Origin of the sequence: Streptomyces sp. NPDC002669 (assembly GCF_042889165.1) — a bacterium.
Lineage (GTDB): Bacteria > Actinomycetota > Actinomycetes > Streptomycetales > Streptomycetaceae > Streptomyces.
This window is the reverse complement of sequence record NZ_JBIAQQ010000021.1, coordinates 92,501-117,127: the sequence shown is the minus strand read 5'-3', so window position 1 is coordinate 117,127 and position 24,627 is coordinate 92,501. Positions and strand designations below refer to the sequence as shown.

Annotated in this window: 23 protein-coding genes; 11 read left to right on the top strand and 12 right to left on the bottom strand. The window is 71.8% G+C overall.

Features of this window, described 5'->3' with window-relative positions:
* The first annotated feature begins 12 nt into the window (after window positions 1-12).
* Window positions 13-1,155, top strand: coding sequence for an NADH-quinone oxidoreductase subunit D (locus tag ACFYW1_RS27495; RefSeq protein ID WP_388998644.1), 1,143 nt, complete (start codon window positions 13-15; stop codon window positions 1,153-1,155).
* Between the two features lie 50 nt (window positions 1,156-1,205).
* Here the strand turns inward: ACFYW1_RS27495 and ACFYW1_RS27490 are convergent, their stop codons facing one another.
* From ACFYW1_RS27490 to ACFYW1_RS27475, 4 genes are all read right to left on the bottom strand, one after another.
* Entirely contained in the window at window positions 1,206-2,258 is a 1,053-nt protein-coding gene (locus ACFYW1_RS27490) for a hypothetical protein (protein ID WP_388998642.1), read from the bottom strand.
* Window positions 2,259-2,386: 128 nt separating this feature from the next.
* Complete coding sequence (locus tag ACFYW1_RS27485; protein ID WP_388998639.1) at window positions 2,387-3,364, bottom strand: ABC transporter substrate-binding protein; 978 nt, start codon at window positions 3,362-3,364, stop codon at window positions 2,387-2,389.
* A gap of 141 nt (window positions 3,365-3,505) precedes the next feature.
* Entirely contained in the window at window positions 3,506-4,180 is a 675-nt protein-coding gene (locus ACFYW1_RS27480) for an ABC transporter permease (protein ID WP_388998636.1), read from the bottom strand.
* Between the two features lie 4 nt (window positions 4,181-4,184).
* Window positions 4,185-4,895, bottom strand: a complete 711-nt coding sequence (locus ACFYW1_RS27475; RefSeq protein ID WP_388998633.1) for an ABC transporter permease — start codon at window positions 4,893-4,895, stop codon at window positions 4,185-4,187.
* Window positions 4,896-5,024: 129 nt separating this feature from the next.
* On the opposite strand from ACFYW1_RS27475, the gene ACFYW1_RS27470 reads away from it, so the two are divergent.
* Window positions 5,025-6,218 carry an ABC transporter ATP-binding protein gene (locus ACFYW1_RS27470; protein ID WP_388998630.1) on the top strand — a complete coding sequence of 398 codons (1,194 nt, stop codon included), beginning with the start codon at window positions 5,025-5,027 and terminating at the stop codon, window positions 6,216-6,218.
* Window positions 6,219-6,277: 59 nt separating this feature from the next.
* Here the strand turns inward: ACFYW1_RS27470 and ACFYW1_RS27465 are convergent, their stop codons facing one another.
* Window positions 6,278-7,402 (bottom strand): alpha/beta hydrolase, encoded by a 1,125-nt coding sequence (locus tag ACFYW1_RS27465; protein ID WP_388998627.1) that lies wholly within the window; start codon window positions 7,400-7,402, stop codon window positions 6,278-6,280.
* A gap of 140 nt (window positions 7,403-7,542) precedes the next feature.
* On the opposite strand from ACFYW1_RS27465, the gene ACFYW1_RS27460 reads away from it, so the two are divergent.
* From ACFYW1_RS27460 to ACFYW1_RS27435, 6 genes are all read left to right on the top strand, one after another.
* Window positions 7,543-9,384: a phosphatidylglycerol lysyltransferase domain-containing protein gene (locus ACFYW1_RS27460; protein ID WP_388998624.1), complete on the top strand. Its 1,842-nt coding sequence runs from the start codon at window positions 7,543-7,545 to the stop codon at window positions 9,382-9,384.
* A 31-nt stretch (window positions 9,385-9,415) separates the two neighbouring features.
* Complete coding sequence (gene folP, locus ACFYW1_RS27455) at window positions 9,416-10,276, top strand: dihydropteroate synthase (protein WP_388998621.1); 861 nt, start codon at window positions 9,416-9,418, stop codon at window positions 10,274-10,276.
* Window positions 10,273-10,755: a nuclear transport factor 2 family protein gene (locus ACFYW1_RS27450; RefSeq protein ID WP_388998618.1), complete on the top strand. Its 483-nt coding sequence runs from the start codon at window positions 10,273-10,275 to the stop codon at window positions 10,753-10,755. The genes folP and ACFYW1_RS27450 overlap by 4 nt, the downstream gene beginning before the upstream one ends.
* Before the next feature lie 247 nt (window positions 10,756-11,002).
* Window positions 11,003-11,362, top strand: a complete 360-nt coding sequence (folB, locus tag ACFYW1_RS27445) for a dihydroneopterin aldolase (protein ID WP_388998615.1) — start codon at window positions 11,003-11,005, stop codon at window positions 11,360-11,362.
* Window positions 11,359-11,970: a 2-amino-4-hydroxy-6-hydroxymethyldihydropteridine diphosphokinase gene (folK, locus tag ACFYW1_RS27440; RefSeq protein ID WP_388998612.1), complete on the top strand. Its 612-nt coding sequence runs from the start codon at window positions 11,359-11,361 to the stop codon at window positions 11,968-11,970. Before folB ends, folK begins: the two co-directional genes overlap by 4 nt.
* A gap of 129 nt (window positions 11,971-12,099) precedes the next feature.
* Entirely contained in the window at window positions 12,100-12,582 is a 483-nt protein-coding gene (locus ACFYW1_RS27435) for a DUF3180 domain-containing protein (protein ID WP_388998609.1), read from the top strand.
* A 92-nt stretch (window positions 12,583-12,674) separates the two neighbouring features.
* Here the strand turns inward: ACFYW1_RS27435 and folE are convergent, their stop codons facing one another.
* From folE to dacB, 6 genes are all read right to left on the bottom strand, one after another.
* Window positions 12,675-13,280 carry a GTP cyclohydrolase I FolE gene (gene folE / locus ACFYW1_RS27430; protein WP_388998774.1) on the bottom strand — a complete coding sequence of 202 codons (606 nt, stop codon included), beginning with the start codon at window positions 13,278-13,280 and terminating at the stop codon, window positions 12,675-12,677.
* Between the two features lie 154 nt (window positions 13,281-13,434).
* Window positions 13,435-15,465, bottom strand: coding sequence for an ATP-dependent zinc metalloprotease FtsH (ftsH, locus tag ACFYW1_RS27425; protein WP_388998606.1), 2,031 nt, complete (start codon window positions 15,463-15,465; stop codon window positions 13,435-13,437).
* A 223-nt stretch (window positions 15,466-15,688) separates the two neighbouring features.
* Window positions 15,689-16,228, bottom strand: a complete 540-nt coding sequence (hpt, locus tag ACFYW1_RS27420) for a hypoxanthine phosphoribosyltransferase (protein ID WP_072487175.1) — start codon at window positions 16,226-16,228, stop codon at window positions 15,689-15,691.
* Between the two features lie 100 nt (window positions 16,229-16,328).
* Entirely contained in the window at window positions 16,329-17,411 is a 1,083-nt protein-coding gene (gene tilS / locus ACFYW1_RS27415) for a tRNA lysidine(34) synthetase TilS (protein ID WP_388998603.1), read from the bottom strand.
* A 240-nt stretch (window positions 17,412-17,651) separates the two neighbouring features.
* Window positions 17,652-18,782 (bottom strand): zinc-dependent metalloprotease, encoded by a 1,131-nt coding sequence (locus tag ACFYW1_RS27410; RefSeq protein WP_388998600.1) that lies wholly within the window; start codon window positions 18,780-18,782, stop codon window positions 17,652-17,654.
* Window positions 18,783-18,876: 94 nt separating this feature from the next.
* The gene (gene dacB / locus ACFYW1_RS27405) at window positions 18,877-20,379 is read right to left on the bottom strand and encodes a D-alanyl-D-alanine carboxypeptidase/D-alanyl-D-alanine-endopeptidase (RefSeq protein WP_388998597.1); all 1,503 of its coding nucleotides are present in this window, start codon (window positions 20,377-20,379) and stop codon (window positions 18,877-18,879) included.
* Window positions 20,380-20,465: 86 nt separating this feature from the next.
* On the opposite strand from dacB, the gene ACFYW1_RS27400 reads away from it, so the two are divergent.
* Window positions 20,466-20,960, top strand: coding sequence for an inorganic diphosphatase (locus ACFYW1_RS27400; RefSeq protein ID WP_003968257.1), 495 nt, complete (start codon window positions 20,466-20,468; stop codon window positions 20,958-20,960).
* A gap of 387 nt (window positions 20,961-21,347) precedes the next feature.
* Window positions 21,348-23,060, top strand: coding sequence for a threonine/serine exporter ThrE family protein (locus tag ACFYW1_RS27395; RefSeq protein WP_388998594.1), 1,713 nt, complete (start codon window positions 21,348-21,350; stop codon window positions 23,058-23,060).
* A 117-nt stretch (window positions 23,061-23,177) separates the two neighbouring features.
* Here the strand turns inward: ACFYW1_RS27395 and ACFYW1_RS27390 are convergent, their stop codons facing one another.
* Entirely contained in the window at window positions 23,178-23,891 is a 714-nt protein-coding gene (locus tag ACFYW1_RS27390; protein WP_388998591.1) for a DedA family protein, read from the bottom strand.
* Window positions 23,892-24,060: 169 nt separating this feature from the next.
* Here ACFYW1_RS27390 and ACFYW1_RS27385 point away from each other — a divergent pair, with 169 nt between their 5' ends.
* A complete protein-coding gene (locus ACFYW1_RS27385) occupies window positions 24,061-24,426 on the top strand; it encodes a YbjQ family protein (protein WP_388998588.1) in 366 nt (121 codons plus the stop codon).
* Window positions 24,427-24,627: the final 201 nt, after the last annotated feature.

The following is a 24,627-nucleotide window of genomic DNA, read 5'->3' as shown; positions in this document are numbered from 1 at the left end:
GATACTGGCCGCATGACGGAGACGACAGTCGGCATCGGCGGCGCGGCGGAGAGCACCGACATGGTGCTCAACATCGGCCCCCAGCACCCTTCCACCCACGGCGTGCTCCGTCTGCGCATCGTGCTGGACGGCGAACGCGTCCAGCACGCCGAACCGGTCGTCGGCTACATGCACCGGGGCGCGGAGAAGCTGTTCGAGGCCCGCGACTACCGGCAGATCGTGATGCTCGCCAACCGCCACGACTGGCTGTCGGCGTTCTCCAACGAGCTGGGCGTCGTGATGGCCGTGGAGCGGATGCTCGGCATGGAGGTCCCCGAGCGCGCGGTCTGGACCCGCACCCTGCTCGCCGAGCTGAACCGGGTCCTGAACCACCTGATGTTCCTCGGCTCGTACCCGCTCGAACTCGGCGGCATCACCCCGATGTTCCACGCGTTCCGGGAGCGCGAGGACCTCCAGGCCGTGATGGAGGAGATCTCCGGCGGCCGGATGCACTACATGTTCAACCGCGTCGGCGGCCTCAAGGAGGACCTGCCGGCGGGGTGGCTCGGCCGGGTGCGGGACGCCGTCGCCGCGGTCCGGTCCCGGATGGGCGTGTACGACGACCTGGTGCTCGGCAACGAGATCTTCCGGGGGCGCACCCGCGGCGTGGGCGTGCTGTCCGCCGCGGCCGTGCACGCGTACGGGGTGTCCGGGCCGATCGCCCGCGCCTCGGGCGTCGACTTCGACCTGCGGCGCGACGAGCCGTACCTCGCGTACGGGGAGCTCCGGGACACCCTGGAGGTGGTCACCCGCGACGCGGGCGACTGCCTGGCCCGCTTCGAGTGCCTGCTGGAGCAGACGCACAACTCCCTGGCCCTGGCGGACGCCTGCCTGGACCGGATGGCGGACCTGCCGCCCGGCCCGATCAACCAGCGGCTGCCCAAGGTGCTGAAGGCCCCCGAGGGCCACACCTACGCCTGGACCGAGAACCCGCTCGGCATCAACGGCTACTACCTGGTCTCCAAGGGCGAGAAGACCCCGTACCGGCTGAAGCTCCGCTCCGCCTCGTACAACAACATCCAGGCGCTCACCGAGCTGCTGCCGGGCACGCTGGTCGCCGACATGGTGGCGATCCTGGGCTCGCTCTTCTTCGTCGTCGGCGACATCGACAAGTAGCCGACGCCCACCGGGGCCAAAGGGCCGGGGCCCCGGCGCCCCGGCGGCCGCTACGAGATCGCGCTGCGCAGTTCCACCACGTCGAGCTGCTCGGTCTCGTCGTGCGCGGTGAGGTCGATGACCTTGCCGACGGCCCGGTTCGCGGCCGTGCCCGTGCGGTGCGCGGCCAGGGCCTCCTCGCCGACCACGTCCGCGAGATCCTCGTCCTGCACGGACTCGATCGCGGCCTTCGCCGCCTTCTGCGTGCCGAAGAAGTCGAAGCTGCCCTGCGGCACCGGCTGGCGGCGGGAGGCCGGCTGCGGGGCCACGGGGCTCGCGACCGGTACGGCGGGGAGCGCGGCGGACGGCTGGGGGGCGGGCGGCAGCGGGGCCGACTGCCGGGCGGCGGGCAGCGCGGTGGTCGGACGCAGGTGCTCGGCACCCGTCGCGTCCCCGGCCGCCGTGTCCCGCTCCGCCGCGTGCCTGCCGCGCCGCTCCTCGGTGTCCCGGGCGCGCTCGGCGAGATCGCGCTTCCTGGCCTGCTCGGCGGTGCGGCGCGCCTCCTGGAGCGCCCGGTTGCGCGAGAGGTCCTCCAGCGCCTGGGCGGCCCGCAGATAGGCGCCCGGCGTCGGCGTGCTGCGCGCGGCGGGGAGCTCCCGGGGCGCGGAGGCGGCCTCGATGGCGAGCCGGCGGCGGCCTTCGAGCGCGCTGGCCCGCTCGGTCTCGGCGTTGGCGTACCGGCGCAGCAGCGCGGCGTGTTCCCCGCGCAGGTTCGCGAGCTCCACGCGCTTGCGGCGCAGCTTCGTCTCCAGCCGGGTGCGCAGCTCCCGCGACTCCTCCAGGTCGGACTCCAGCTCGGCCACCCGCTCCTCGGCCCGCCACTCGTCACCGGCACGGGCCCGGGTCAGCTCCGCGACCCGGCGCCCCGCCTCCCGGTCCCAGCTGCGCATCAGATACGCGCCGGTCACGGCGGAAACCGCCGCGACGCCCACCAGAGCGCGCAGGACCAGGGGCTCGGCGAAGAACCAGGCGCTCCCGGCGCTCAGAACGGAGACCCCGACGACCACCGAAGGCGGAAGGATTCTGTGCAGAGGTGGCGAATGACGATGACGTCCACGTGGCATGGCCTGAAATTTACCGTGTGTACGGGGCACTTGGGGGGCCGCCCGGCAATCTGTTCCCGGCCGGTGACCTGACGGACCCGCTCCTCTTGTCCGACGGCCCCCGTTCTCCCCGATTCCCGCTTCCGTTCCTACTTACCGACAAGGCCCTTCGACCGCAGATAGTCCCCGGCCACATCGGCGGGTTTTGCGCGCTCCGCGTCGACCTTGCGGTTCAGTTCCGCGAGATCCTCCGTGGTGAGCGCCCCGGTGAGCTTGCCGAGGGCGTCGGCTATGTCCTGGGCGCCCGCGTCCTTCGCATTGACCACCGGCAGTACGTTGTCCGCGTTCTGGAGCTTCTTGTCGTCCTCCAGGAACACCAGGTCGTAACTGTCCAGCACCGCGTCCGTGGTCGTGGTGAGGACCAACTGGTCCTTGCCGTCCTTGACGGCCTGCTTGGCCTGCGGCGTACCGACTCCCTTGGGATCGATACCGGTGACGTCGATGCCGTAGGTCTTCTTCAGACCCGGTGCGCAGAACGGCCGCACCTCGCACTCGTCACCCGCCGCGATCTTCACGGCGATCTTCGCCCGGCCGAGGTCGGAAAGGGTCTTGAGCTTGTTCTTCCCGGCGAATTCCCTCGTCACCGCGAAGGCGTTCTGGTCGACGGCCCGGCCGGCCGGGAGCACCTTCAGTCCCCGCGGGCCCGCGAGCTTCTCCAGTGCCGCGACCGTGGCCGCCGGATCACCGGAGGCGACCGGCTTCTTCGCCGCCTCCTTCGCGCCGTTCACCTTGGCATTGAGGAATTCGGCGATCGTCGCGGCGTATTCCGGGACGATGTCGATCTCCCCCTTCTCCAGGGACGGTTCGTACAGTTCCCGGTTGGCCACCGTGGTGACGGAGGTGCGGTACCCGGTGTCGCGCAGGATCTGCGCGTACAGCTCCGCGAGCACCTTGGACTCGGTGAAGGAGGCCGCGCCGACGACGAGCGACCCCTTCCCGCCGGAGCCCGCGGAGTCGCCCCCGCCGTTCTTCTCCTTCTCCAGGCTGTCGCCGCCGCAGGCGGCGAGCGACCCGGCCAGCGCGACCACGCCGATGACCGCACCGGCTATGCGCGAGGTCTTGCTCATGGTTGTTGTTCTCCGTCCGCAGCCACAGGGCCGCATGGGGTGTGATCCGGGCAGGTCGTCGGTACGAGGTGTGCGGGGCGCAGTGGGGAGCCGGGGCGTACGGGGCACGGGTACGGGCGGCGGCGGGCTGTCATGCGGCCGTCACGCCGTCCGGCGGCGGCGCAGTGGCGACAGCATCCGGTCCAGGCCCATCAGCACCGCCTCCACCAGCAGCGCGAGCACGGCGACCAGCAGCGCCCCGGCGACCACCTGGGGGGTGTTGTAGGTGTTGAACCCGGCGGTGATGATCCGGCCCAGGCCGCCCAGCCCGGCCAGCGCGGCGATCGTGGCCGTGGCCACCACCTGGACCGCGGCGGACCGCAGCCCGGTCATGATCATCGGGTGGGCCAGCGGGAGCTCGACCCGTGCGAAGAGCTGCCGGCCGGACATCCCCATGCCGCGCGCCGCCTCGACCACCGACCGGTCCACCTCCGTCATCCCGACGTAGGCGTTGGTCAGCAGCGGAGGCACGGCGAACAGCACCAGCGCGATGATCGTCGGCGCGTATCCGGCGTTGCGCAGCGGCGAGACCATGAAGAGGGACAGCACCGCGAAGACCGGTACGGCCCGTCCCACGTTGGAGATGTTGACGGCCAGCGCGCCGCCCTTCCCGATGTGCCCGAGGTACAGCCCCGTCGGCAGCGCGATCGCACACGCCAGGACGAGCGCGACCCCGCTGACGTACAGGTGCTCACCGAGCCGGTGGGACACGCCGCCCTCCCCCGACCAGTTGGCGCCGGTGGTGAGCCAGGTCCATGCCTCGCCGAGAACTCCCATGGATTCAGACCGCCTCGGCCACGGCGGCGGTGTCCGCCCGCGGGGTGCGTATTCGGGTCCAGGGGGTCAACAGCCGCTGCACACCGAGCAGCAGCAGGTCCGCGGCGACCGCGAGCAGCACGCACAGCACCGAGGCCGTGAGCACCTGGGCCTTGAAGAAGCTGGGCAGCGCGTCCCCGATGAGATTGCCGAGGCCGCCCTTGCCGATGATCGACCCGACCGTCGTCAGCGCGATCGTCGAGACCGTGGCGATCCGGACCCCGGCCATCAACGCGGGCAGCGCCAGCGGGATTTCCACCTCCCACAGCAGCCGCAGCGGCCCGTAGCCCATGCCTCTCGCGGCTTCCTTCGCCTCCGGCGGCACGGCCTCCAGGCCCGCCAGGATGTTCCGTACGAGGACGGTCAGCGAATACAGCACCAGCCCGGTGACGACCAGCGCGGCGGAGAGCCCGAACAGCGGCAGCAGCAGCGAGAACATGGCGAGCGAGGGCACCGTGTAGAGCACGGTCGTCAGTCCGAGCACGGGCCCGGCGAAACGGCGGCCGCGACGCGCGAGCAGTGCCAGCGGAAAGGCCACCACGAGTCCGATCAGCACCGATACCGCGGTGATCCAGATGTGCTGGACCGTCGCATCGGTCAACTCCTGGCTGCGGGTACGGAGATACTCCCCGCAGATCCAGTCGTTCGTCACCAGGCAGTTCTGTCCCGCGGCCATCGGTCCCCCTCCCCCATTGCCCTCTCGAACCGAACTCCGGCGAGCCTATCCTCGACCACTGACAATCACCGAGGCCCGTTGTATTTCAGCAACACGTCCTTCACAGAACACGCGCCACAATGGGGAACCATGATCCGATTCGAGCACGTCACCAAGCGGTACGCGGACGGCACCACCGCCGTCGACGACCTTTCCTTCGAGGTCGCCGAGGGTGAACTGGTCACGCTCGTCGGACCGTCGGGATGCGGCAAGACGACCACCATGAAGATGGTGAACCGGCTTACCGAACCGACCGAGGGACGGATATTCCTCGACGGGGACGACATATCCGCCATCGATCCCGTCCGGCTGCGCCGCCGTATCGGCTATGTGATCCAGCAGGTGGGACTCTTCCCGCACCGGACGATCCTGGAGAACACCGCGACCGTCCCCCATCTCCTGGGCTGGAAACGGGGAAAGGGACGGGAGCGCGCCGCGGAACTCCTCGACCTGGTCGGACTCGATCCTTCCGTTTATGGCGACCGCTATCCGGAACAGCTCTCCGGCGGTCAGCGCCAACGCGTCGGCGTGGCCCGGGCGCTGGCCGCCGACCCGCCGGTACTGCTGATGGACGAGCCTTTCGGCGCGGTCGACCCGGTCGTGCGGGAACACCTGCAGAACGAATTCCTGAAACTCCAGGAAAAGGTCCGCAAAACCGTGCTGTTCGTGACCCACGACATCGAGGAGGCGGTCCGGCTCGGGGACCGCATCGCCGTCTACGGCCAGGGCTCCATCGAGCAGTTCGACTCCCCGGCCACCGTGCTCGGCGCGCCCGCCAACCCCTATGTCGCGGACTTCGTCGGCGCCGACCGCGGCCTCAAGCGGCTGTCCGTGACCCCCGTCGAGGAGAGCGACCTCGACCACCCGCCGGTCGTCCGCCTCGACGACTCCCTGTCGGGGGCGACCGGGCGGCTGCGGTCCGAGGGCGCGCGCTGGGCCGTCGTCCTGGACGGGGCGGACAACCTGTACGGCTGGCTCCCGGCCGACGCCACCGATGCCACCGGCTCCGGCTCCGGCTCCGGGGGAACGGTGCGCGCCCACGCCCGCGCGATGGAGGCGCGGCTGCCCCTCGGCGCCCCGCTCAAGCAGGCGTTCGCCACCATGCTCCAGCACGACGCCGGCTGGATCGCCGTCGTGGACGGGACCGACGGCGGCCGTTTCCTCGGCGTGCTCACCCCGACCCGGCTGCACGAGGCGCTGCGCCGCTCGATCGACGCGGACGCCCGGGACGTCCCGCGCGCCGGGGTGGCGGTCGAGAGCGTGGCGAGCACCCGCCCGTCCTGAACCCCGGAGCCCGCTCCCTGCCCCCCGACTCCCGGAACCCGGGCCTCGGGCCCCGTCGGTCAGTTCTCGCTGAGCCGGCTGCTCATCCAGTCCAGCACCGAGGGGATCTCCCGCCGCCAGGTGTTGAAGTTGTGCCCCCCGCTGTCCAGCACGATCGACGAGACCTGGGCGGGCGCCTTCACCTTGTCGATGAACCGCCGCGTGGCGCGGTAGTTGCCCTCCCCCTGCCTGGACGTGGTGACCAGGAAGGACGAGGCGGGCTGCTTCGGCAGGCGGTCCAGGCTCCACAGCAGGTCGGCCCGGTTGCGCGCGCCCTGGTCGCCGTGGAAGAGGTCGCCGGTCGTCGGGTCCTCGGCCGCCTTGTAGTACGCGGAGAGCCCGGCACTCGCGGCGAACCGGTCCGGGTGGTGGAGCCCGATCTTCAGCGCGCAGTAACCACCGGTCGAATTGCCCATGATGCCCCAGTTGTGGGCCTGCCGGCCGATCCGGTACACGCCCGAGACCACCTGCGGCAGGTCCTCGGCGAGGAACGTCTCGGTCTGCGGTCCGTCCTTGATGTCCACGCACTCGGTGTCCCGCGGCGGCGCCAGCGTCGGCCGCAGCATCACCAGGATCATCGGCTGCGCCCGGCCCGCCTTCACCCGTTCGTACGCCGTCCTCGGGTAATTGAGCCCCTTCAGGAGGTTCTCCGCGATGCCCGGGTAACCGGTGAGGACCACCACGGCGGGGAACTTGCGGCGGGCGAACGCCGGCTGGAAGTACTCCGGCGGCAGGTACACGTACGCCGAGCTCTCGATCCCCGAGCGCCGGCCCGAGACCACGACCTTGTCGATCCGCCCCTTCCTCTCCGGCCGCGAGGCACCCGGCACGTCCGGCAGCTGCGCCCCCACCCGGACGATGTTCTTGGCGGCCAGCGTCCCGGCCGCGTGGTCCGTGACGACCCCCAGGTCCTGTTCACGGCCGAGCAGGTCGTCCCACGAGCCGTAGAAGAGGAAGGAGTTGTTGGCCAGCAGGCCGACCGTGGCGAAGAGCGTCACCTGGGTCACCAGCAGCAGGCCGATCCGGCCGAGCACCGCGCGCACGCCGCGGCGGGCCAGCCGGGGCCAGAGCCAGATCGTGGCGGCGAAGAACGCCACCGCGAGCGCGCCGACCAGACCCAGGAACACATTGCTGGTGAGACCCATGAGGGGGTGAGCTTTCTTGTCTGGAAATTTCCGGTCGGCGGGTGAACCCCGGCTCCGGAAGCCTCGTCCTACAGGTCGCACATCGTCCGGAGGGCCACGGCCGAAGGACACAAGAATCTCTCGCGGAACCACGGGAAGCGATGTCTGTCACGCTAGATGGGGATAAATCGGGATCGGTTCCGAGTCCGGTGCGCAGGTTCGCACGCGGTCCGCGCCCCGAGTCCGTACCGGCCCTGGTCGGCACCGCCTGCACCGCCGTCGGTCTGATCGACATCGCCGCGGGCGTCTTCCCGCGCTTCCGGCACAGCCGGATGCACACCCTGGCCGAGGTGCTGCCCGGCGCCCTCGGGCCGTTCGCCGCCGCCCTCTCCCTGAGCGCGGGCATCCTGCTGCTGCTGCTCGCCCACGGCCTCAAACGGCGCAAGCGGCGGGCCTGGCGGGCCGCCGTCGTCCTGCTGCCGGCCGGGGCGCTCGCGCAGTTCGCCTACCGGCACTCGGTCCTCGGCACCCTCGTCTCGCTGGCCCTGTGCCTGCTGCTGGTCCGGCACCGCGGCGAGTTCGCCGCCCTGCCCGACCCCCGCAGCCGCTGGCGGGCCCTGGCCAACTTCGTGCTCCTCGGCGCGGGCTCGATCGCCCTCGGGCTCGTCGTCGTCAGCGCCCACCCGGGCCGGGTCGTGGGCAACCCCAGCATCGCCGACCGCCTCCAGCACGTGCTGTACGGGATGTTCGGCCTCGAAGGGCCCGTCGACTACGCCGGGGACACCTCCTGGACCGTGGCGTACTCCCTCGGCGCCCTCGGCCTGCTGACCGCCGTCACCACCGTCTACCTCGCCTTCCGCCCCGAGCACCCGGCGGCCCGCCTCACCGAGGACGACGAGGCCCGGCTGCGCGCCCTGCTGGAGAAGCACGGCGGCCGCGACTCGCTCGGCCACTTCGCGCTCCGCCGCGACAAGGGCGTCGTCTTCTCCCCCAGCGGCAAGGCCGCCGTCTGCTACCGCGTCGTGTCCGGGGTGATGCTGGCCAGCGGCGACCCGATCGGCGACGTGGAGGCGTGGCCCGGTGCCATCGAACGGTTCATGGACGAGGCCAAGGCCCACTCCTGGACCCCCGCCGTGATGGGCTGCAGCGAGACCGGCGGCGAGGTCTGGACCCGCGAGACCGGCCTCGACGCACTGGAACTCGGCGACGAGGCGGTGGTGGACGTCGCGGATTTCTCGCTCGCCGGGCGGGCGATGCGCAACGTACGCCAGATGGTGAAGCGCATCGAACGGCTCGGCTACGAGACCCGGGTCCGCCGCGTCCGTGACATCGGCGAGGCCGAACTGAACCGCATCCGCCGCGCCGCCGCCGACTGGCGCGGCACCGACACCGAGCGCGGCTTCTCCATGGCGCTCGGCCGGATCGGCGACCCCGCCGACGGGGACTGCGTCGTCGCGACCGCCCACAAGGCCGGCGAGCACGCCGCCGACTCCCCGTACGGCGACCTGAAGGCCGTGCTCCACTTCGTCCCGTGGGGCACCGACGGCATGTCCCTCGACCTGATGCGCCGCGACCGCTCCGCCGACCCCGGCATGAACGAACTGCTGATCGTCGCCGCCCTCCAGGCCGCCCCCGGCCTCTCGGTCGAACGCGTCTCGCTGAACTTCGCGATGTTCCGCTCGGCGCTCGCCCGGGGCGAGAAGCTGGGTGCGGGGCCGGTGCTGCGCGTCTGGCGCGGCCTGCTGGTCTTCCTGTCGCGCTGGTTCCAGATCGAGTCGCTGTACAAGTTCAACGCAAAGTTCCGGCCCCGCTGGGAACCCCGCTTCGTGGTCTACCGGGCCGCCCGCGACCTGCCCCGCATCTCGCTCGCCGCCATGCGGGCGGAGGGCTTCGTGAACGTCTCGCTGCCCCGCCCCTTCGCCCGCCGCTTCCCCTCGCGGACCCCCCGGCCCTGCGCCCACGCCCCGGCCCCCGGACAGGAGCAGCACGTACGCGCGGCGTAGCACCGCGCCGTACGGGGCCTACGCTGGTCGCATGAGTACGTTGCGTGGACGAGGCACGGTCCGGGGCCTGCCGGAGTGGGACCGCTGTGCGGTCATGGGTGTCGTGAACGTGACCCCGGACTCCTTCTCCGACGGGGGCCGCTGGTTCGACACCACGGCCGCGATCAAACACGGTCTCGACCTGGTCGCCCAGGGCGCCGACCTGATCGACGTCGGCGGCGAGTCCACCCGCCCCGGCGCCAGCCGGGTGGACGCCTCAGAGGAACTGCGGCGGGTCGTCCCGGTGGTCCGGGGCCTGGCTGCCGAAGGGGTCACGGTCTCCGTGGACACCATGCGGGCCCGGGTCGCCGAGGAGGCCGTCGCGGCCGGGGCCGCCCTGGTCAACGACGTGAGCGGCGGCCTCGCCGACCCGGACATGGTCCCGGTCGTCGCCGCCGCCGGGGCCCCGTTCGTCGTGATGCACTGGCGCGGCTTCAGCGAGTCCATGAACAGCCGGGCGGTGTACGGGGACGTCGTCGCCGAGGTCGTCGCCGAGCTGCGGGAGCGGATGGACGCCGTGGTCGCGGGCGGCATCGCGCCGGAACGGATCGTGATCGATCCCGGCCTCGGCTTCGCCAAGGAGGCCGCCCACGACCTCGCCCTGGTCGCCCGCCTCGACGCGCTGCGCGCCCTGGGCCGCCCGCTGCTGGTCGCCGCCTCCCGCAAGCGGTTCCTCGGCCACGTACTGGCCGGCGAGGGCGCGGCGCCACCGCCCGCCCGCGAACGCGACGCCGCCACCGCGGCGGTCTCCGCGCTCGCCGCCCACGCGGGCGCCTGGGCCGTCCGGGTCCACGAGGTGCGGGCCACCGCCGACGCCGTACGGGTCGCCCGCGCCGTCGAGGGAGCCGCGTGAGCGGGGACCGCGACGAGCACGCGGAGGCGGCCGCCGACATCGCGGCCGTCGAAGAGGCCAACACCGCCTTCTACGAGGCGATGGAGCGCGGCGACCTGGAGGAGCTCTCCGGGCTCTGGCTGCCCGGCGAGGACCTCACCGTCTCCTGCGTCCACCCCGGCTGGCCGGTGCTGACCGGACGCGGCGAGGTGCTGCGCAGCTACGCCCTGATCATGGCGAACACCGAGTACATCCAGTTCTTCCTGACCGACGTCGGGGTCGCCATGACCGGTGACACCGCCCTGGTGACCTGCACGGAGAACATCCTCAGCGGCGGCCCCGCGGAGGACGGCGGCGCGCTCGGCCCGCTGGTCGGCCAACTCGTCGTGGCCACCAATGTGTTCCGTCGCACACCCGACGGCTGGAAGCTCTGGTCCCACCACGGCTCCCCCGTGCTGGCCGGGACCGGCGACGAGGAGGACGAGGAGTCCTCCCCCTGACCCGGGAAACCCCGTGTTCCGGCCGGAAAACGCCCCCCGTGGCGAAGCCGGGCGGACGACCGCGCCCCGGAAAAGCGGTTGGAACCCCGCGACGCGGGTATACGCGGCTACCAGCCCCCGTGAGGTCCCGCCCACGGCCCCCGCGGGCGGGCACTGTCGGTGCCCGCAGGTAGATTCGAAAGAGGGCACCTCGCCGTCCGCACGCGGCCCCGTGTCTCTACGCCCAACGACAGCAGGAGTGATTCGCGTGGATCGTGTCGCGCTGCGCGGCCTCAAGGCCCGTGGACACCACGGCGTTTTTCCCCGGGAACGGGAAGAGGGCCAGACGTTCATCGTGGACCTGGTGCTCGGCCTCGACACCCGCCCCGCGGCGGCCACCGACGACCTGGCCAAGACGGTGCACTACGGCATCGTCGCGGAGGAGGTCGTCGAGGTGGTGCAGGGGGAACCCGTCGACCTGATCGAGACGCTCGCGGAACGCATCGCCCGCACGTGCCTCAAGCACGAAGGGGTCGAGGAGGTGGAGGTCGTGGTGCACAAGCCGGACGCGCCGATCACCGTCCCCTTCGACGACGTCACCATCACCATCACCCGGAGCCGGACATGACCGCGTTTCCCACCGGAGGGCAGAGCGACCCGACCGTGCAGCCGGTACCCGCCTCCGTCGTCGAGCAGGTGGACGCGGCGGACACCACGCTGTCCAACCCCAAGCTCGCCGTGATCTCCCTGGGGTCCAACCTCGGCAACCGCCTGGAGACCCTCCAGGGGGCCGTCGACGCCCTGGAGGACACCCCCGGCCTGCGGGTCAAGGCGGTCTCCCCGGTGTACGAGACGGAGCCCTGGGGCGTCGCCCCCGGCTCCCAGCCCTCGTACTTCAACGCGGTGATCATCGTGCGGACGACCCTGCCCCCGTCGTCCCTCCTGGAGCGCGGCCAGGCCGTCGAGGAGGCTTTCGACCGGGTCCGCGAGGAGCGCTGGGGACCGCGCACCATCGACGTCGACATCGTGACGTACGCGGACGTCGTCTCCGACGACCCGGTGCTCACCCTCCCCCACCCCAGGGCCCACGAGCGGGCCTTCGTCCTCGCCCCGTGGCACGACATCGACCCCGGGGCCCGGCTGCCCGGCGCCGGGCCCGTCGCGGAGCTGCTGGCCGCCGTCGGCCGGGAGGGCGTGCTGCCCCGGCCCGACCTGGAACTCCGTCTGCCCGAGTAGTCGTTAGGCTCGACGGACACGGAAAGGGTCCGCCGCCGGCGGGCCCGGCCCCGACGGCGCGGACCCCGTTCGTGCCGCCGGGACCGGCCACCGGCACACGGACCACTGAGGCGAAGGGCGGACCACGCGGTGAAGCAACTACGGCTCGGGGTACTGGCGGGCCTCTTCGCCGCGGCCGGAGTGCTCTCCTGGAGCGGCGCCCGTCTCTGGGACTCCCTGGGCAGTCTGCCGAGCGTTCCCCTCGCCGCACCGATCGTGCTCGCGGTGATCGCCGTCATCCTGCTGGCCACCGCGTTCTCGATCCGCTCCCGGCTGCGCGCCCAGCGCGAACGCCGCCCGGGAGCCAAGGGCGTCGAGCCCCTGATGGCCGCCCGAGCAGTCGTCTTCGGCCAGGCCAGCGCCCTGGTCGTCGCCCTGGTCTCCGGCATGTACGGCGGCGTCGGCGTCTTCCTGCTCGGCTCCCTCGACGTACCGGCCCGCCGCGACCAGGCGATCTACGCGGGCTTCGCGATCCTGGCCGGCATCGCGGTCGTCGCCGCGGCCCTCTGGCTGGAACGCATCTGCAAGCTCCCGGACGACGACAACGACAACAGGGACTCGGCGGCCGCTTAGGGCCGTGTCCCTGCCGGGACGGCCCGGACCCTGGCGCTCCGGAACCGGAGCGGCCGTGCGGGCGGGTTCCGTCGGGGCCCGGCCGCTCCGGGTCAGCTCGCCATGATCAGGCTCATCGCCTCGGCGCGCGTCGCGGGGTCGCGCAGCTGCCCGCGCACCGCCGAGGTCAGCGTCTTCGCCCCCGGCTTGCGGATGCCGCGCATCGACATGCACATGTGCTCGCACTCGATGACGACGATGACCCCGCGCGGCTCCAGGATCTCCATCAGGGACTCGGCGATCTGGGTGGTCAGCCGCTCCTGCACCTGCGGACGGCGGGCATAGACGTCGACGAGCCGGGCCAGCTTCGACAGGCCGGTGATCTTCCCGGTGGTGGCCGGGATGTACCCGACGTGCGCGACGCCCCGGAACGGCACCAGATGATGTTCACAGGTCGAGAACACTTCGATGTCCTTGACCAGGACCATCTCGTCGTGACCCAGGTCGAACGTGGTCGTGAGGACGTCCTCGGGCTCCTGGTACAGGCCCGCGAATATCTCCTTGTACGCCCGTGCCACCCGTCCCGGCGTCTCGCGCAGTCCCTCGCGGTTCGGGTCCTCGCCCACCGCGATGAGAAGCTCGCGTACCGCCGCCTCGGCCCGCTTCTCGTCGAACTCGCCGATCGAGCCCTGGCCGTCCAGCGTCACCGGGTCGGTCATCTGTGCCTCGTTCCTCTGAGCTGTCACCCGCGTGCGTCTCCGCACGGTTGTACGGAAAAGCCGCGCCCCCACAGGCTAGAACCTGTGGGGGCGCGGCTTCCATTCCGGGCCCCGGGCGACCCCGTGAGAGGGGCCACACGCGGGAACGGGCGGGTCAGGCCTCCGGGCGCTCCTCCGGGACCGCCTCGGTGACCGGGGTGGTGTCCGCGGAAGCGGCCGAGCCGTTCGCCGTGGTGGTGCCGTTGGTGAGGGCGAGTTCCTTCGGCGAGAGCACCGGCGGACGCGTCGACGGGGTGCGCCGGGAGGAACCGGTCCACGCCGGGCGGGCCGGGCGCTTCACGATCGGGGCGAAGATCTCGGCGATCTCCTCCTTGCCGAGCGTCTCCTTCTCCAGGAGCTGGAGGACCAGGTTGTCCAGCACGTCGCGGTTCTCGACGAGGATCTCCCACGCGTCGTTGTGGGCGGTCTCGATGAGCTTCTTGACCTCTTCGTCGACGAGCGCCGCGACCTCTTCCGAGTAGTCGCGCTGGTGGCCCATCTCACGGCCCACGAAGGGTTCGGTGTTGTCGCCGCCGAACTTGATCGCGCCGAGCCGCTCCGTCATGCCGTACTGCGTGACCATCGCACGGGCCGTCGCGGTGGCCTTCTCGATGTCGTTGGCCGCACCGGTGGTCGGGTCGTGGAAGACCAGCTCCTCGGCCGCGCGCCCGCCCAGCATGTAGGCCAGCTGGTCGAGCATCTCGTTGCGCGTCGTGGAGTACTTGTCCTCCTCCGGGAGCACCATCGTGTAACCGAGGGCACGGCCGCGGGAGAGGATCGTGATCTTGTGGACCGGGTCCGCCTGGGGAGAGGCCGCCGCGACCAGGGCGTGTCCGCCCTCGTGGTACGCGGTGATCTTCTTCTCCTTCTCGGACATGATCCGGGTCCGCTTCTGCGGGCCCGCCACGACGCGGTCGATGGCCTCGTCGAGCATCTTGTTGTCGATCAGCTTCTGGTTGCCGCGCGCCGTGAGGAGCGCGGCCTCGTTCAGCACGTTCGACAGGTCGGCACCGGTGAAGCCGGGCGTGCGGCGGGCGACGGCGCCGAGGTCGACGTCCTTCGCGACCGGCTTGCCCTTCTGGTGCACCTTGAGGATTTCCAGACGGCCCTGCATGTCCGGCCGGTCGACCGCGATCTGCCGGTCGAAGCGGCCCGGGCGCAGCAGCGCCGGGTCGAGGATGTCCGGCCGGTTCGTGGCGGCGATCAGGATGACGCCGCCCTTCACGTCGAAGCCGTCCATCTCGACGAGCAGCTGGTTGAGCGTCTGCTCGCGCTCGTCGTGACCGCCGCCCATACCGGCACCGCGGTGCCGGCCGACGGCGTCGATCTCGTCGACGAAGACGATCGCCGGGGCGTTCGCCTTGGCCTGCTCGAAGAGGTCGCGGACCCGGCTGGCGCCGACACCGACGAACATCTCGACGAAGTCGGAGCCGGAGATCGAGTAGAAGGGAACGCCCGCCTCGCCGGCGACGGCGCGCGCGAGCAGCGTCTTGCCGGTACCGGGAGGCCCGTACAGCAGGACGCCCTTGGGGATCTTGGCGCCGACGGCCTGGAACTTCGCCGGCTCCTGGAGGAACTCCTTGATCTCCTGGAGCTCCTCGACGGCCTCGTCGGACCCCGCCACGTCGGCGAACGTCGTCTTCGGGGTGTCCTTGGTGATCAGCTTGGCCTTGGACTTCCCGAACTGCATCACCCGGGAGCCGCCGCCCTGCATCTGATTCATCAGGAACAGGAAGACGACCACGATCAGGATGAAGGGCAGCAGCGTCAGGAGGATCGAGATGAACGGGGACTGCTTCGACGGCGAGACGGTGTAGCCCTTGTCGATCTGGCCGCTCTCGAACTTCTTCTGCAGCGTGTCGGCGAGCTCGACGCCCTGGTTGCCGATGTAGTTCGCCTGGAACTTGCTTCCGGACTCGCCCGGGAGCTTCTGGCCCTTCTTCAGCTCGATCTTGATGATCTGTTCGTCACCGGTGGTCAGCTTGGCCTGCTCCACCTGGTCCTTGCTGATCGCCTGGATCACCTTGCCGGTGTCCACCGATTTGTGGCCGCCCGACGAGCCGACGACCTGCATCAACACGACCACGGCGAGGACGGCCAGCACGATCCACATGACCGGCCCACGGAAGTATCGCTTCACGTCCATCCATACGGGGCGAAGCCGCCCCGTCCCTCCTGCCCGTAGGTAAATGCTGCTGTGAGAAAAGACTGTTCTTCGGACGGTACCCCAGCATTGTCACCTGGGACCGCCGGGTGCGTCTGTCAAAACCCGCCTTCCGGAACTCAACGAAGGGAATCCGGTGAAAGGTTCCCCGCCGTCGGCCCCGGCCGGTCCGGGCGTCCGGGCCGGGCGAGGAGTCGGGTGGCGGTCAGCCGCCGTAGACGTGCGGGGCGAGGGTGCCGACGAAGGGGAGGTTGCGGTACTTCTCCGCGTAGTCCAGCCCGTATCCGACGACGAACTCGTTGGGGATGTCGAAACCGACCCACTTGCAGTCGAGTGCGACCTTGGCCGCGTCCGGCTTGCGCAGCAGGGTGCAGATCTCCAGGGACGCCGGCTCGCGCGAGCCGAGGTTCGACATCAGCCAGGACAGGGTCAGGCCCGAGTCGATGATGTCCTCGACGATCAGGACGTGCTTGCCCTTGATGTCGGTGTCCAGGTCCTTGAGGATCCGGACCACTCCGGAGGACTGGGTGCCCGCGCCGTACGACGAGACGGCCATCCAGTCCATGGTGACGGGGGTGGACAGCGCGCGCGCCAGGTCCGCCATCACCATGACCGCGCCCTTGAGGACGCCGACGATGAGCAGGTCCTTGCCCGCGTACTCCGCGTCGATCTTCGCGGCCAGCTCGACGAGCTTCGCGTCGATCTCTTCCTTGGTGAGGAGCACCGACTGAAGGTCGGTGCCCATGTCCTTCTCGTTCACCCGCGTCTCTTTCTCTGCCTGCCGGTCGCGGGGACGCCGCCCCGCGACCTGTGCGGCCGTCCGCTGCGTGCCGACCGCCCGTGCTTCAGCTCTGCCGAATGACCAGTCTGCCACCCTGCCGCCGGGCTTCGACCCGTCCGGGCAGGTTGATGGCCTGTTGGCCGCGCCATCCGGTGATCAGCCGGTCGACTTCCTCGATGTGGCGGGCGAAGAGCGATCCGGCCGGGGAACCCGCCTCCATCACGGCCCGGCGCAGCACCCGGCGGCGCACGGCGGGGGGCAGGGCGAAGAGCTTGGCGCACTCCAGGCGGCCCGCGTCGTCCCGTACGGTCCGCTCGGCCTCGGCGGCCCAGGTGTCCAGGGCGTCCGCGTCGTCGCGGGAGAGCTGGGCCGTACGGGCGAGGGCCTCGACCACCCCTTTCCCGAGCGCCTTCTCCAGGGCGGGCAGACCCTCGTGGCGCAGTCGGGAGCGGGTGTAGGCGGGGTCGGTGTTGTGCGGGTCGTCCCAGACGGGCAGGGACTGGACGAGGCATGCCTTGCGGGCGGTCTGGCGGTCGAGCTGGAGGAAGGGGCGGCGGTAGCGGCCGGCCGGTCCGGACGCGGCGGCCATGCCGGAGAGCGAGCGGATGCCGGAGCCGCGGGCGAGACCGAGCAGCACGGTCTCCGCCTGGTCGTCACGGGTGTGCCCGAGCAGGACCGCGGCGGCGCCGTGCCGTTCGGCCGCCGCGTCCAGGGCGGCGTAGCGGGCTTCGCGGGCCGCGGCCTCGGGGCCGCCCTCCCGGCCGACCCGCACGGCCACGGCCTCGACCGGGTCGAGGTGCATGGCGGTGAGGCGGTCGACGACCTCGGCGGCCCGGGCCCCGGAGCCGTCCTGGAGGCCGTGGTCGACGGTGATGCCGCCGGCCCGGACGTCGAGTTTGCGGGCCTCGAAGGCGAGGGCGGAGGCGAGCGCCATGGAGTCGGCGCCGCCGGAACAGGCCACCAGCACCAGCGGGGTGTCGGGGCGTTCGGGGAGTGCGGCGCGCTGCCTGCCCGCACCGGCTTCGGCGAGCTCGGGGTGCGGGGTGTGCCGGAGGTGTCCGGCGCTTCGGGTGTGCTCGGTGAGTACGTCGTGGAGTACGCGGCGGACCGCCAGGCGTATCGCCGCGACCGCAGGATGGGGACCCATGTCCGGTGCCCTTCGTGAAGTTTTGGGAGATGCCTCGAAGTGGCGGACGGAAGACGGACCGTCACTCAGAGTGCGTCGATGGTGACAGAGGCAAGACGTCCATCGAGCATTGCACGCCTTCCCGTGCCCCTACGGTCCCTCGGATGGGTGATTACCGGCGCGTTCTCGTCCGGGGCGCCCGCCGTCGGGCCCGCGGCGTCGCGGCCCCTGCTGCCGGGCGCTGCCCGCCGTCCGCCGTGCTCACGGCTCCGCCCTGCGGTGCACCCGCGCGACCCAGTCCGCCGGTTTCGCGATCTCCGCCTTCGTCGGCAGGGTGTTCGGGGAGGTCCACACCCGGTTGAAGCCGTCCATGCCGACCTCGTCGACCACGGCGCGGACGAACCGCTCGCCGTCGCGGTACTGGCGCAGCTTCGCGTCGAGTCCGAGGAGCTTGCGCAGCGCCTGGTCCAAGCGGCTCGCGCCGCGCGCCCTGCGCTGCTGGAACTTCTCCCGGATCTCGCCGACGGAGGAGACGACCTCGGGTCCGACCCCGTCCATCACGTAGTCGGCGTGGCCTTCGAGCAGGGACATCACGGCGGTGAGCCGGCCGAGGATCTCCCGCTGCGAGGGGGTCTGGACGAGTTCGACCAGGCTGCGTCCGCCGTCCTCGCCGGTCTCGCCCTCGGGGCGGCCCCCGGCCAGGGACTGGGCGGCCTCGCGGAGCCGTTCCAGGACGGTCATCGGGTCGACGTCGGTCTCGTCGAGGAATGACTGGATCTCGCCCTGGAGGTGGTCGCGGAGCCAGGGCACCCCGGTGAACTGGGTGCGGTGGGTCTCCTCGTGGAGCGCGACCCAGAGCCGGAAGTCGTGCGGGTCCACGTCGAGTTCGCGCTCGACGTGGACGATGTTGGGGGCGACCAGCAGGAGCCTGCCGCCGCCGGCCGAGGCGGGCAGCTCGCGGGTGGCGGGGGCGAAGGTCTCGTACTGGCCGAGGACCCGGGAGGCCAGGAACGACAGCAGCATCCCCACCTCGACGCCGGTCACCTTGCCGCCGACCGCGCCGAGCACGGCGCCGCCGGCGGTGCCCGCGCGCCGGTCCTGCATCTTGCCCAGGAGCGGGCCGAGCAGTTCGCGGAAGCCCGCGACGTTGGCCTTGATCCAGCCCGCCCGGTCCACGACCAGGACCGGGGTGTCCTCCGGTTCGGCCCCCTCGGGGATCATCCGGGTGAAGGAGCGGACGTGCTCCTCCGAGGCCCTGGCGTGCCGGCGCAGCTCGGCGACGACCTCTCGGGCCTCCTCCCGGCTGATCTCCGGCCCCGGCCGGACAAGTCGGGTCGCGGTCGCGACCGCGAGGTTCCAGTCGACCATCTGGGCACCACCGATGCTCGTCATGCGTCAACCGTACGTGCTCGGCCCCGTCCGCGGTGCGGTGTCGACCGGCCCGGATTCTGCCGGGGCGGTCCGGGCCGGGCCGCCCGGCGGGGCCTCAACGGGTGCGGGTGGCCAGGCTGGTGGCGAGCGCGTCGAGGGAGGACTGGGCGTCGGACGGGGAGGTGGTGCCCGAGGCCAGGAAGGCGAAGGCGAGCAGCCGGCCCTGTCCGTCGACGACCGTTCCGGCGAGGGTGTTCACACCGGTGAGGGTGCCGGTCTTGGCACGGACCAGGCCGGTTCCCGCGGACTTCCCGGTGTAGCGGTCGCTGAGCGTGCCGGTGAAGCCGGCCACGGGCAGGCCGGTGAGGACGGGGCGCAGTTCGGGGTGGGCCGGGTCGGCGGCGCGGGCGAGGAGGCCGGCCAGCAGCCGGGCGGTGACCTTGTCCTTGCGGTCCAGTCCGCTGCCGTCGGCGAGGACGGCGCCGGTCAGCGGGAGGCGGAGCTTCCCGAGCTGCTCGGTGACGGCCCGTCGGGCACCGGCGAAGTCGGCGGGGCGGCCCGCCTTGATGGCGGTCTGCCGGGCGAGCGCCTCGGCGATGTCGTTGTCGCTGTTGGTCAGGGCCCGTTCGACCAGGGCGGAGAGCGGGGCGGAGAGGTGCTGGGCGACCTGCCGGGACCCGGCGGCCGGGCGGCCGTGCCCCGGCCCGGCCCCGGTGGCGATCCCGGCGTCGTCGAGGAGTTTCGCGAAGGTTTCGGCGGCGTCCTTCGCCGGGTCGTCGCTGCGCGGGGCGGGTCCGCTGTCGGTGTCGTCGAGCCTGCCCTCGTCGATCGTCAGGGCGCTGACCGGGGCGATGTTCTCGTTGGGGCCGATCGGGTGGCGGGCGGGTCCGGAGTAGCGGGAGGTGTCGTACGAGAGGCGGGCCCGGTCGACGCCCTGGTCCTTCAGGGCGCGCGCGGTGCCGGTGGCGAGCGTGCGCAGGGCCGTCCGGTCGAGGGTGGGGTCGCCTCCGCCGACCAGGGTGATCCGGCGGTGGTCGGGGGAGACCAGGACCGTCGTGGCGATGCGGTGGTCGGGGCCGAGCGCGCTCAGTGCGGCGGCCGCGGTGGCGATCTTGACGGTGGAGGCGGGGGTCATGGGCAGGTCGGCGCCCCGGCCGTACAGCCGGGTGCCGTCGGCGGTGTCGATGACGACGGCGGTGTGCCGGGTGCCCAGGGCGGGGGCCTTCAGCAGCGGGTCGAGGGCGGCGCGGAGGTCCGGTGCCGCGCTGTCGGGGGTGTGCCGGGCGTCCGGGGCGGCGTTGTCGAGGGGGGTGAGGGCGGCGAGGACGGCCGGGGCGCTGGGCGCGGGCGCGGGCCCGTCGGGGGTGCCGGTGCCGTGATGTGCGCCACCTGTGTGGTCACGGGCGGCGGCCCAGTCCCGCTCGGCCTTACGCTGACCCGAGTCCCAGGGGCCGGCGGCAAGGACGACGCCGGTCGCGAGCACCACGCCGAGCCCGGCGGACACGGCGGTGAACTGTCGGTCGTTCAGTCCCTTCAACCTGGTCACGGCACCCCGGCGGGTGAGTCGGATCAGCTTGTCCAACGGATTGACCGACGGTCTTTTCACCGGCTCGTCCACCGTTGACCAGCCCCTTTCGCGAGCACACATCTGCGTGGGGGACACTTAATCACCAGTCGTATGTGTTGATCATGGAGGAGCCACCCGTGGAGTTCGACGTCACCATCGAGATCCCGAAGGGTTCGCGGAACAAGTACGAGGTGGACCACGAGACCGGTCGGATCCGCCTGGACCGTCGACTCTTCACCTCGACCAGCTACCCGGCGGACTACGGCTTCGTCGAGAACACCCTCGGCGAGGACGGCGACCCGCTGGACGCGCTGGTCATCCTGGACGAGCCGACCTTCCCCGGCTGCCTCATCAAGTGCCGCGCCATCGGCATGTTCCGGATGACGGACGAGGCCGGCGGCGACGACAAGCTGCTGTGCGTGCCGGCCTCCGACCCCCGGGTGGAGCACCTGCGCGACATCCACCACGTGTCGGAGTTCGACCGCCTGGAGATCCAGCACTTCTTCGAGGTCTACAAGGACCTGGAGCCCGGCAAGTCGGTCGAGGGTGCCGACTGGGTCGGCCGCGCCGAGGCCGAGGCCGAGATCGAGGCCTCCTACAAGCGTCTCGAGGCGCAGGGCGGCGCGCACTGACACCGGCTCGTGGCCGGTGTCCGGCCGCGGCGCGTGAGCCGCGGCGGGCGGGCTCCGGCGGGTGAGCCGACGTACGCGAGCCGAGGTGCGTGAGCCGGTGTACGCGGGCTTCGGGGCGTGAACCGAGGCACGTGACCGAGGCGCGCGACACGGTTCCGCTTGCGGTTCCGTACGGGAACGGGCGGTACTCCTTTTGTGGGAGTGCCGCCCGTTCCGCGTGCCCGCCCGCATGCGGGGCCCACGGGCGTCGCGGGGTCTGCGGGCCGGCTCCCGGCGGGCCTCCGCCCGGCCCCGTCCCGGACCTTCTGGCGTCCGGGGGCTTGGCCGTGGCCATACTGGGCACAAGCGCAGCCGTGGACGCGCAGCAGTGACGAGGAGCGAGGGTCAGTGGTGGCGGAATCGGGCGGTCCGGAGGACCAGAAGCCCCAGTCCGACGAGGCGCGCAGCGCCTTCGTCCCGCCTGCCGGGGTGGAGCAGCGCACGTCCGTGTCCGAGGACGACCATCCGACGTCGGAGTTCGCCATTCCGGCCGGTCTGACGGATGCCCCGGGGGCGGGCACCGGTTCCGCTTCCGGTTCCGGTTCCGGCTCGGGGCAGGGGTCGGGCCCGGACCCGGTCGGCTCCGCCTTCGCCCCGCCGAGCACCTACAGCGCCCAGCACTCGCCGCCCGCCTTCACCCCGGCCCAGGGCATACCGATGATCCGGCTGACCAAGGAGGCTCCCTGGCAGGACCGGATGCGCACGATGCTGCGGATGCCGGTCGCCGAGCGCCCGGCGCCCGAGCAGGCGCAGAGGCCCGACGGCGTGGGGCCCGCGGTGCCGCGCGTGCTCGACCTGACGCTGCGCATCGGGGAGCTGCTGCTGGCGGGCGGCGAGGGCGCCGAGGACGTCGAGGCCGCCATGTTCGCGGTGACCCGCAGCTACGGTCTGGACCGCAGCGAGCCCACCGTCACCTTCACCCTGCTGTCGATCTCGCACCAGCCCTCGCTGGTCGACGACCCGGTGACGGCGAGCCGCACCGTGCGCCGTCGCGGCACCGACTACACCCGGCTGGCCGCGGTCTTCCGGCTCATCGACGACATCACCTCCGAGGACGTCGAGGTCTCGCTGGAGGAGGCATACCGGCGGCTGGCGGAGATCCGCCGCAACCGCCACCCGTACTCCGGCTGGGTGCTGACGCTGGCCGGCGGCGGTCTCGCGGGGGCGGCCTCGGTGCTGGTCGGCGGTGGTCCGCTGGTGTTCCTGGTGGCCGCGGTCGGCGCGATGCTGGGCGACCGGCTCGCCTGGCTCTGCGCCGGGCGGGGGCTGCCGGAGTTCTACCAGTTCGTGGTGGCCGCGATGCCGCCCGCCGCGCTGGGCGTGGCGCTGACCCTCACCCACTGGTCGGACGTACGGCCCTCGGCGGTGATCACCGGTGGGCTGTTCGCGCTGCTGCCGGGGCGGGCCCTGGTGGCGGGTGTGCAGGACGGGCTGACCGGTTTCTACATCACCGCGGCCGCGCGGCTGCTCGAAGTCATGTACCTGTTCATCGGCATCGTCGTCGGCGTGCTGCTCGTGCTGTACCTGGGGCTCCAGCTGGGTGCCCAGTTGAACCCCGAGGCCAGGTTCGTCCCCCACGACCGGCCGGTGGTGCAGATCCTGGCCTCGATGGCGCTCTGTTTCGCCTTCGCGATCCTGCTCCAGCAGGACCGGTCCACGGTGCTCGCGGTGACCCTCAACGGCGCCGTCGCCTGGGTGATCTACGGGGCGATGGCCAGGACCGGCGAGATCTCGCCGGTGCTGGCGACCGCGACGGCGGCCGGTCTGGTGGGCCTGTTCGGGCAGCTTTTCTCGCGCTACCGGTACACCTCGTCGCTGCCGTTCATCACGGCGGCGATCGGTCCGCTGCTGCCCGGTTCGGCCACGTACTTCGGTCTGCTGGCCGTGGCGCAGGGGCGGGTGAACACCGGGCTCGCCTCGCTGTCGACCGCGGTGGCCACCGCGCTGGCCATCGCGATCGGGGTGAACCTGGGGAGCGAGATCTCCCGGCTGTTCATGCGGGTGCCGGGAGCAGTCGGCGGGGCGAACCGCCGCGCGGCCAAGCGGACGCGCGGCTTCTGACCACTCCGCCCCGCGGCCCCGCGCCCCCTGCGTATGGGCCGCGCGGACCGTACGTACGACTCGGGCCGGCCCGCTCGTGTGCTGCGGGTCGGCCCGGTCGGGTGTGACGGCTGCGGGTCAGCGCTTGGCGTGGCGGCCGCGCTGGCCCGGGGCGGGGGCGTTCCCGGCGGCCGGGCCCCGGCCCTCGCCGCCGCCCGCCGCCGCTTCCTTCTTCGACCTGGAGCGGGCCCGCAGGAACTCGATCGCGATCGGCACCACCGAGATGAGCACGATCAGGATGAGGATCGCCTCGATGTTCTGGTGGACGAACTCGATCTTGCCGAGGGCCGCGCCGAGCAGCGTGACGCCGACGCCCCAGAGCACCCCGCCGATGATGTTGAACACGATGAACGAGCGGTAGTTCATCCGGCTCACACCGGCGATGATCGGGGTGAACGTGCGCACGATGGGCACGAAGCGGGCCAGGATCAGCGACTTCGGTCCGTACTTCTCGAAGAAGTCGTGCGCCTTCTCCACGTTCTCCTGCTTGAAGAAGCGGGAGTCCGGGCGGTTGAAGAGCGACGGGCCGACCTTGCGGCCGAAGAGGTACCCCACCTGGTCGCCGATGATCGCCGCCAGCGCCACCAGGACACAGACCAGCCAGAGCGGCGTGTGCAGCTTGCCCGCGGTCACCAGCAGGCCCGTGGTGAACAGCAGGGAGTCTCCGGGCAGGAAGAAACCGATCAGCAGACCGGATTCCGCGAAGACGATGACCAGCACACCGAGCAGTCCGAACTGCCCGATGAGATAGTCCGGGTCCAGCCAGCTCGGTCCGAGCGCAAGCGTATTCAAGGGTCCGGGCTCCTGGATCGATCGATGACGGCTGCGTGGCCGCCCAAAGCTATCAACGCGGGATGACTCCCCCGGGTTCCAGATGGCCCTCACGAGGGCGCGCACCGTCCCGGCCGGAGATGCACTCCGGACCAACCGGGGCAAAGCTTTCCCCAGGAGGTGCCACACGATGGGCATTGAGGATTACGGCGGCGGGCAGACGGCCCAGTCCGACGTCCTGGTCGTCACGACGAACGACGTACCGGGCTACCGGGTGACGCAGGTGATCGGGGAGGTGTTCGGCCTGACGGTTCGCTCCCGACACCTGGGCAGCCAGATCGGCGCCGGGCTGAAGTCCATGATCGGCGGCGAGCTGAAGGGGCTGACCAAGACCCTCGTCGAGACCCGCAACCAGGCGATGGAGCGGCTCGTCGAGCAGGCCAGGGCGCGGGGCGCCAACGCGGTGCTGATGATGCGCTTCGACGTGACCGAGGCGGCCGACGTGGGCACCGAGGTCTGCGCGTACGGCACGGCGGCCGTGATCAGCCGGACGTGACCGGCGGAAGCCGGGCGGGAACCGCGACCGGCGGAAGCGGAGCCGGCCGGCCGCCCTGACCGGGAAGAGCCCGATCGGCGGGGGGGGGGGGGGGGGGGGGGGGGGGGGGGGGGGGGGCCGCCGCCCCCCGCGCGGGGGGGGGGGCGGGGGGGGGGGCGGGGGGGGGGGGGGGGGCGCCCCGGGGGGGGGGGGGGGGGGGGC

What these genes read in the sequence shown, in the direction of transcription:
- ACFYW1_RS27495 (WP_388998644.1), top strand. Translation starts at nt 13, where the DNA reads ATGACGGAGACGACAGTCGGCATCGGCGGCGCGGCGGAGAGCACCGAC.
- ACFYW1_RS27490 (WP_388998642.1), bottom strand. Translation starts at nt 2,258, where the DNA reads ATGCCACGTGGACGTCATCGTCATTCGCCACCTCTGCACAGAATCCTT.
- ACFYW1_RS27485 (WP_388998639.1), bottom strand. Translation starts at nt 3,364, where the DNA reads ATGAGCAAGACCTCGCGCATAGCCGGTGCGGTCATCGGCGTGGTCGCG.
- ACFYW1_RS27480 (WP_388998636.1), bottom strand. Translation starts at nt 4,180, where the DNA reads ATGGGAGTTCTCGGCGAGGCATGGACCTGGCTCACCACCGGCGCCAAC.
- ACFYW1_RS27475 (WP_388998633.1), bottom strand. Translation starts at nt 4,895, where the DNA reads ATGGCCGCGGGACAGAACTGCCTGGTGACGAACGACTGGATCTGCGGG.
- ACFYW1_RS27470 (WP_388998630.1), top strand. Translation starts at nt 5,025, where the DNA reads ATGATCCGATTCGAGCACGTCACCAAGCGGTACGCGGACGGCACCACC.
- ACFYW1_RS27465 (WP_388998627.1), bottom strand. Translation starts at nt 7,402, where the DNA reads ATGGGTCTCACCAGCAATGTGTTCCTGGGTCTGGTCGGCGCGCTCGCG.
- ACFYW1_RS27460 (WP_388998624.1), top strand. Translation starts at nt 7,543, where the DNA reads ATGTCTGTCACGCTAGATGGGGATAAATCGGGATCGGTTCCGAGTCCG.
- folP (WP_388998621.1), top strand. Translation starts at nt 9,416, where the DNA reads ATGAGTACGTTGCGTGGACGAGGCACGGTCCGGGGCCTGCCGGAGTGG.
- folK (WP_388998612.1), top strand. Translation starts at nt 11,359, where the DNA reads ATGACCGCGTTTCCCACCGGAGGGCAGAGCGACCCGACCGTGCAGCCG.
- folE (WP_388998774.1), bottom strand. Translation starts at nt 13,280, where the DNA reads ATGACCGACCCGGTGACGCTGGACGGCCAGGGCTCGATCGGCGAGTTC.
- ftsH (WP_388998606.1), bottom strand. Translation starts at nt 15,465, where the DNA reads ATGGACGTGAAGCGATACTTCCGTGGGCCGGTCATGTGGATCGTGCTG.
- hpt (WP_072487175.1), bottom strand. Translation starts at nt 16,228, where the DNA reads ATGGGCACCGACCTTCAGTCGGTGCTCCTCACCAAGGAAGAGATCGAC.
- tilS (WP_388998603.1), bottom strand. Translation starts at nt 17,411, where the DNA reads ATGGGTCCCCATCCTGCGGTCGCGGCGATACGCCTGGCGGTCCGCCGC.
- ACFYW1_RS27410 (WP_388998600.1), bottom strand. Translation starts at nt 18,782, where the DNA reads ATGACGAGCATCGGTGGTGCCCAGATGGTCGACTGGAACCTCGCGGTC.
- ACFYW1_RS27385 (WP_388998588.1), top strand. Translation starts at nt 24,061, where the DNA reads ATGGGCATTGAGGATTACGGCGGCGGGCAGACGGCCCAGTCCGACGTC.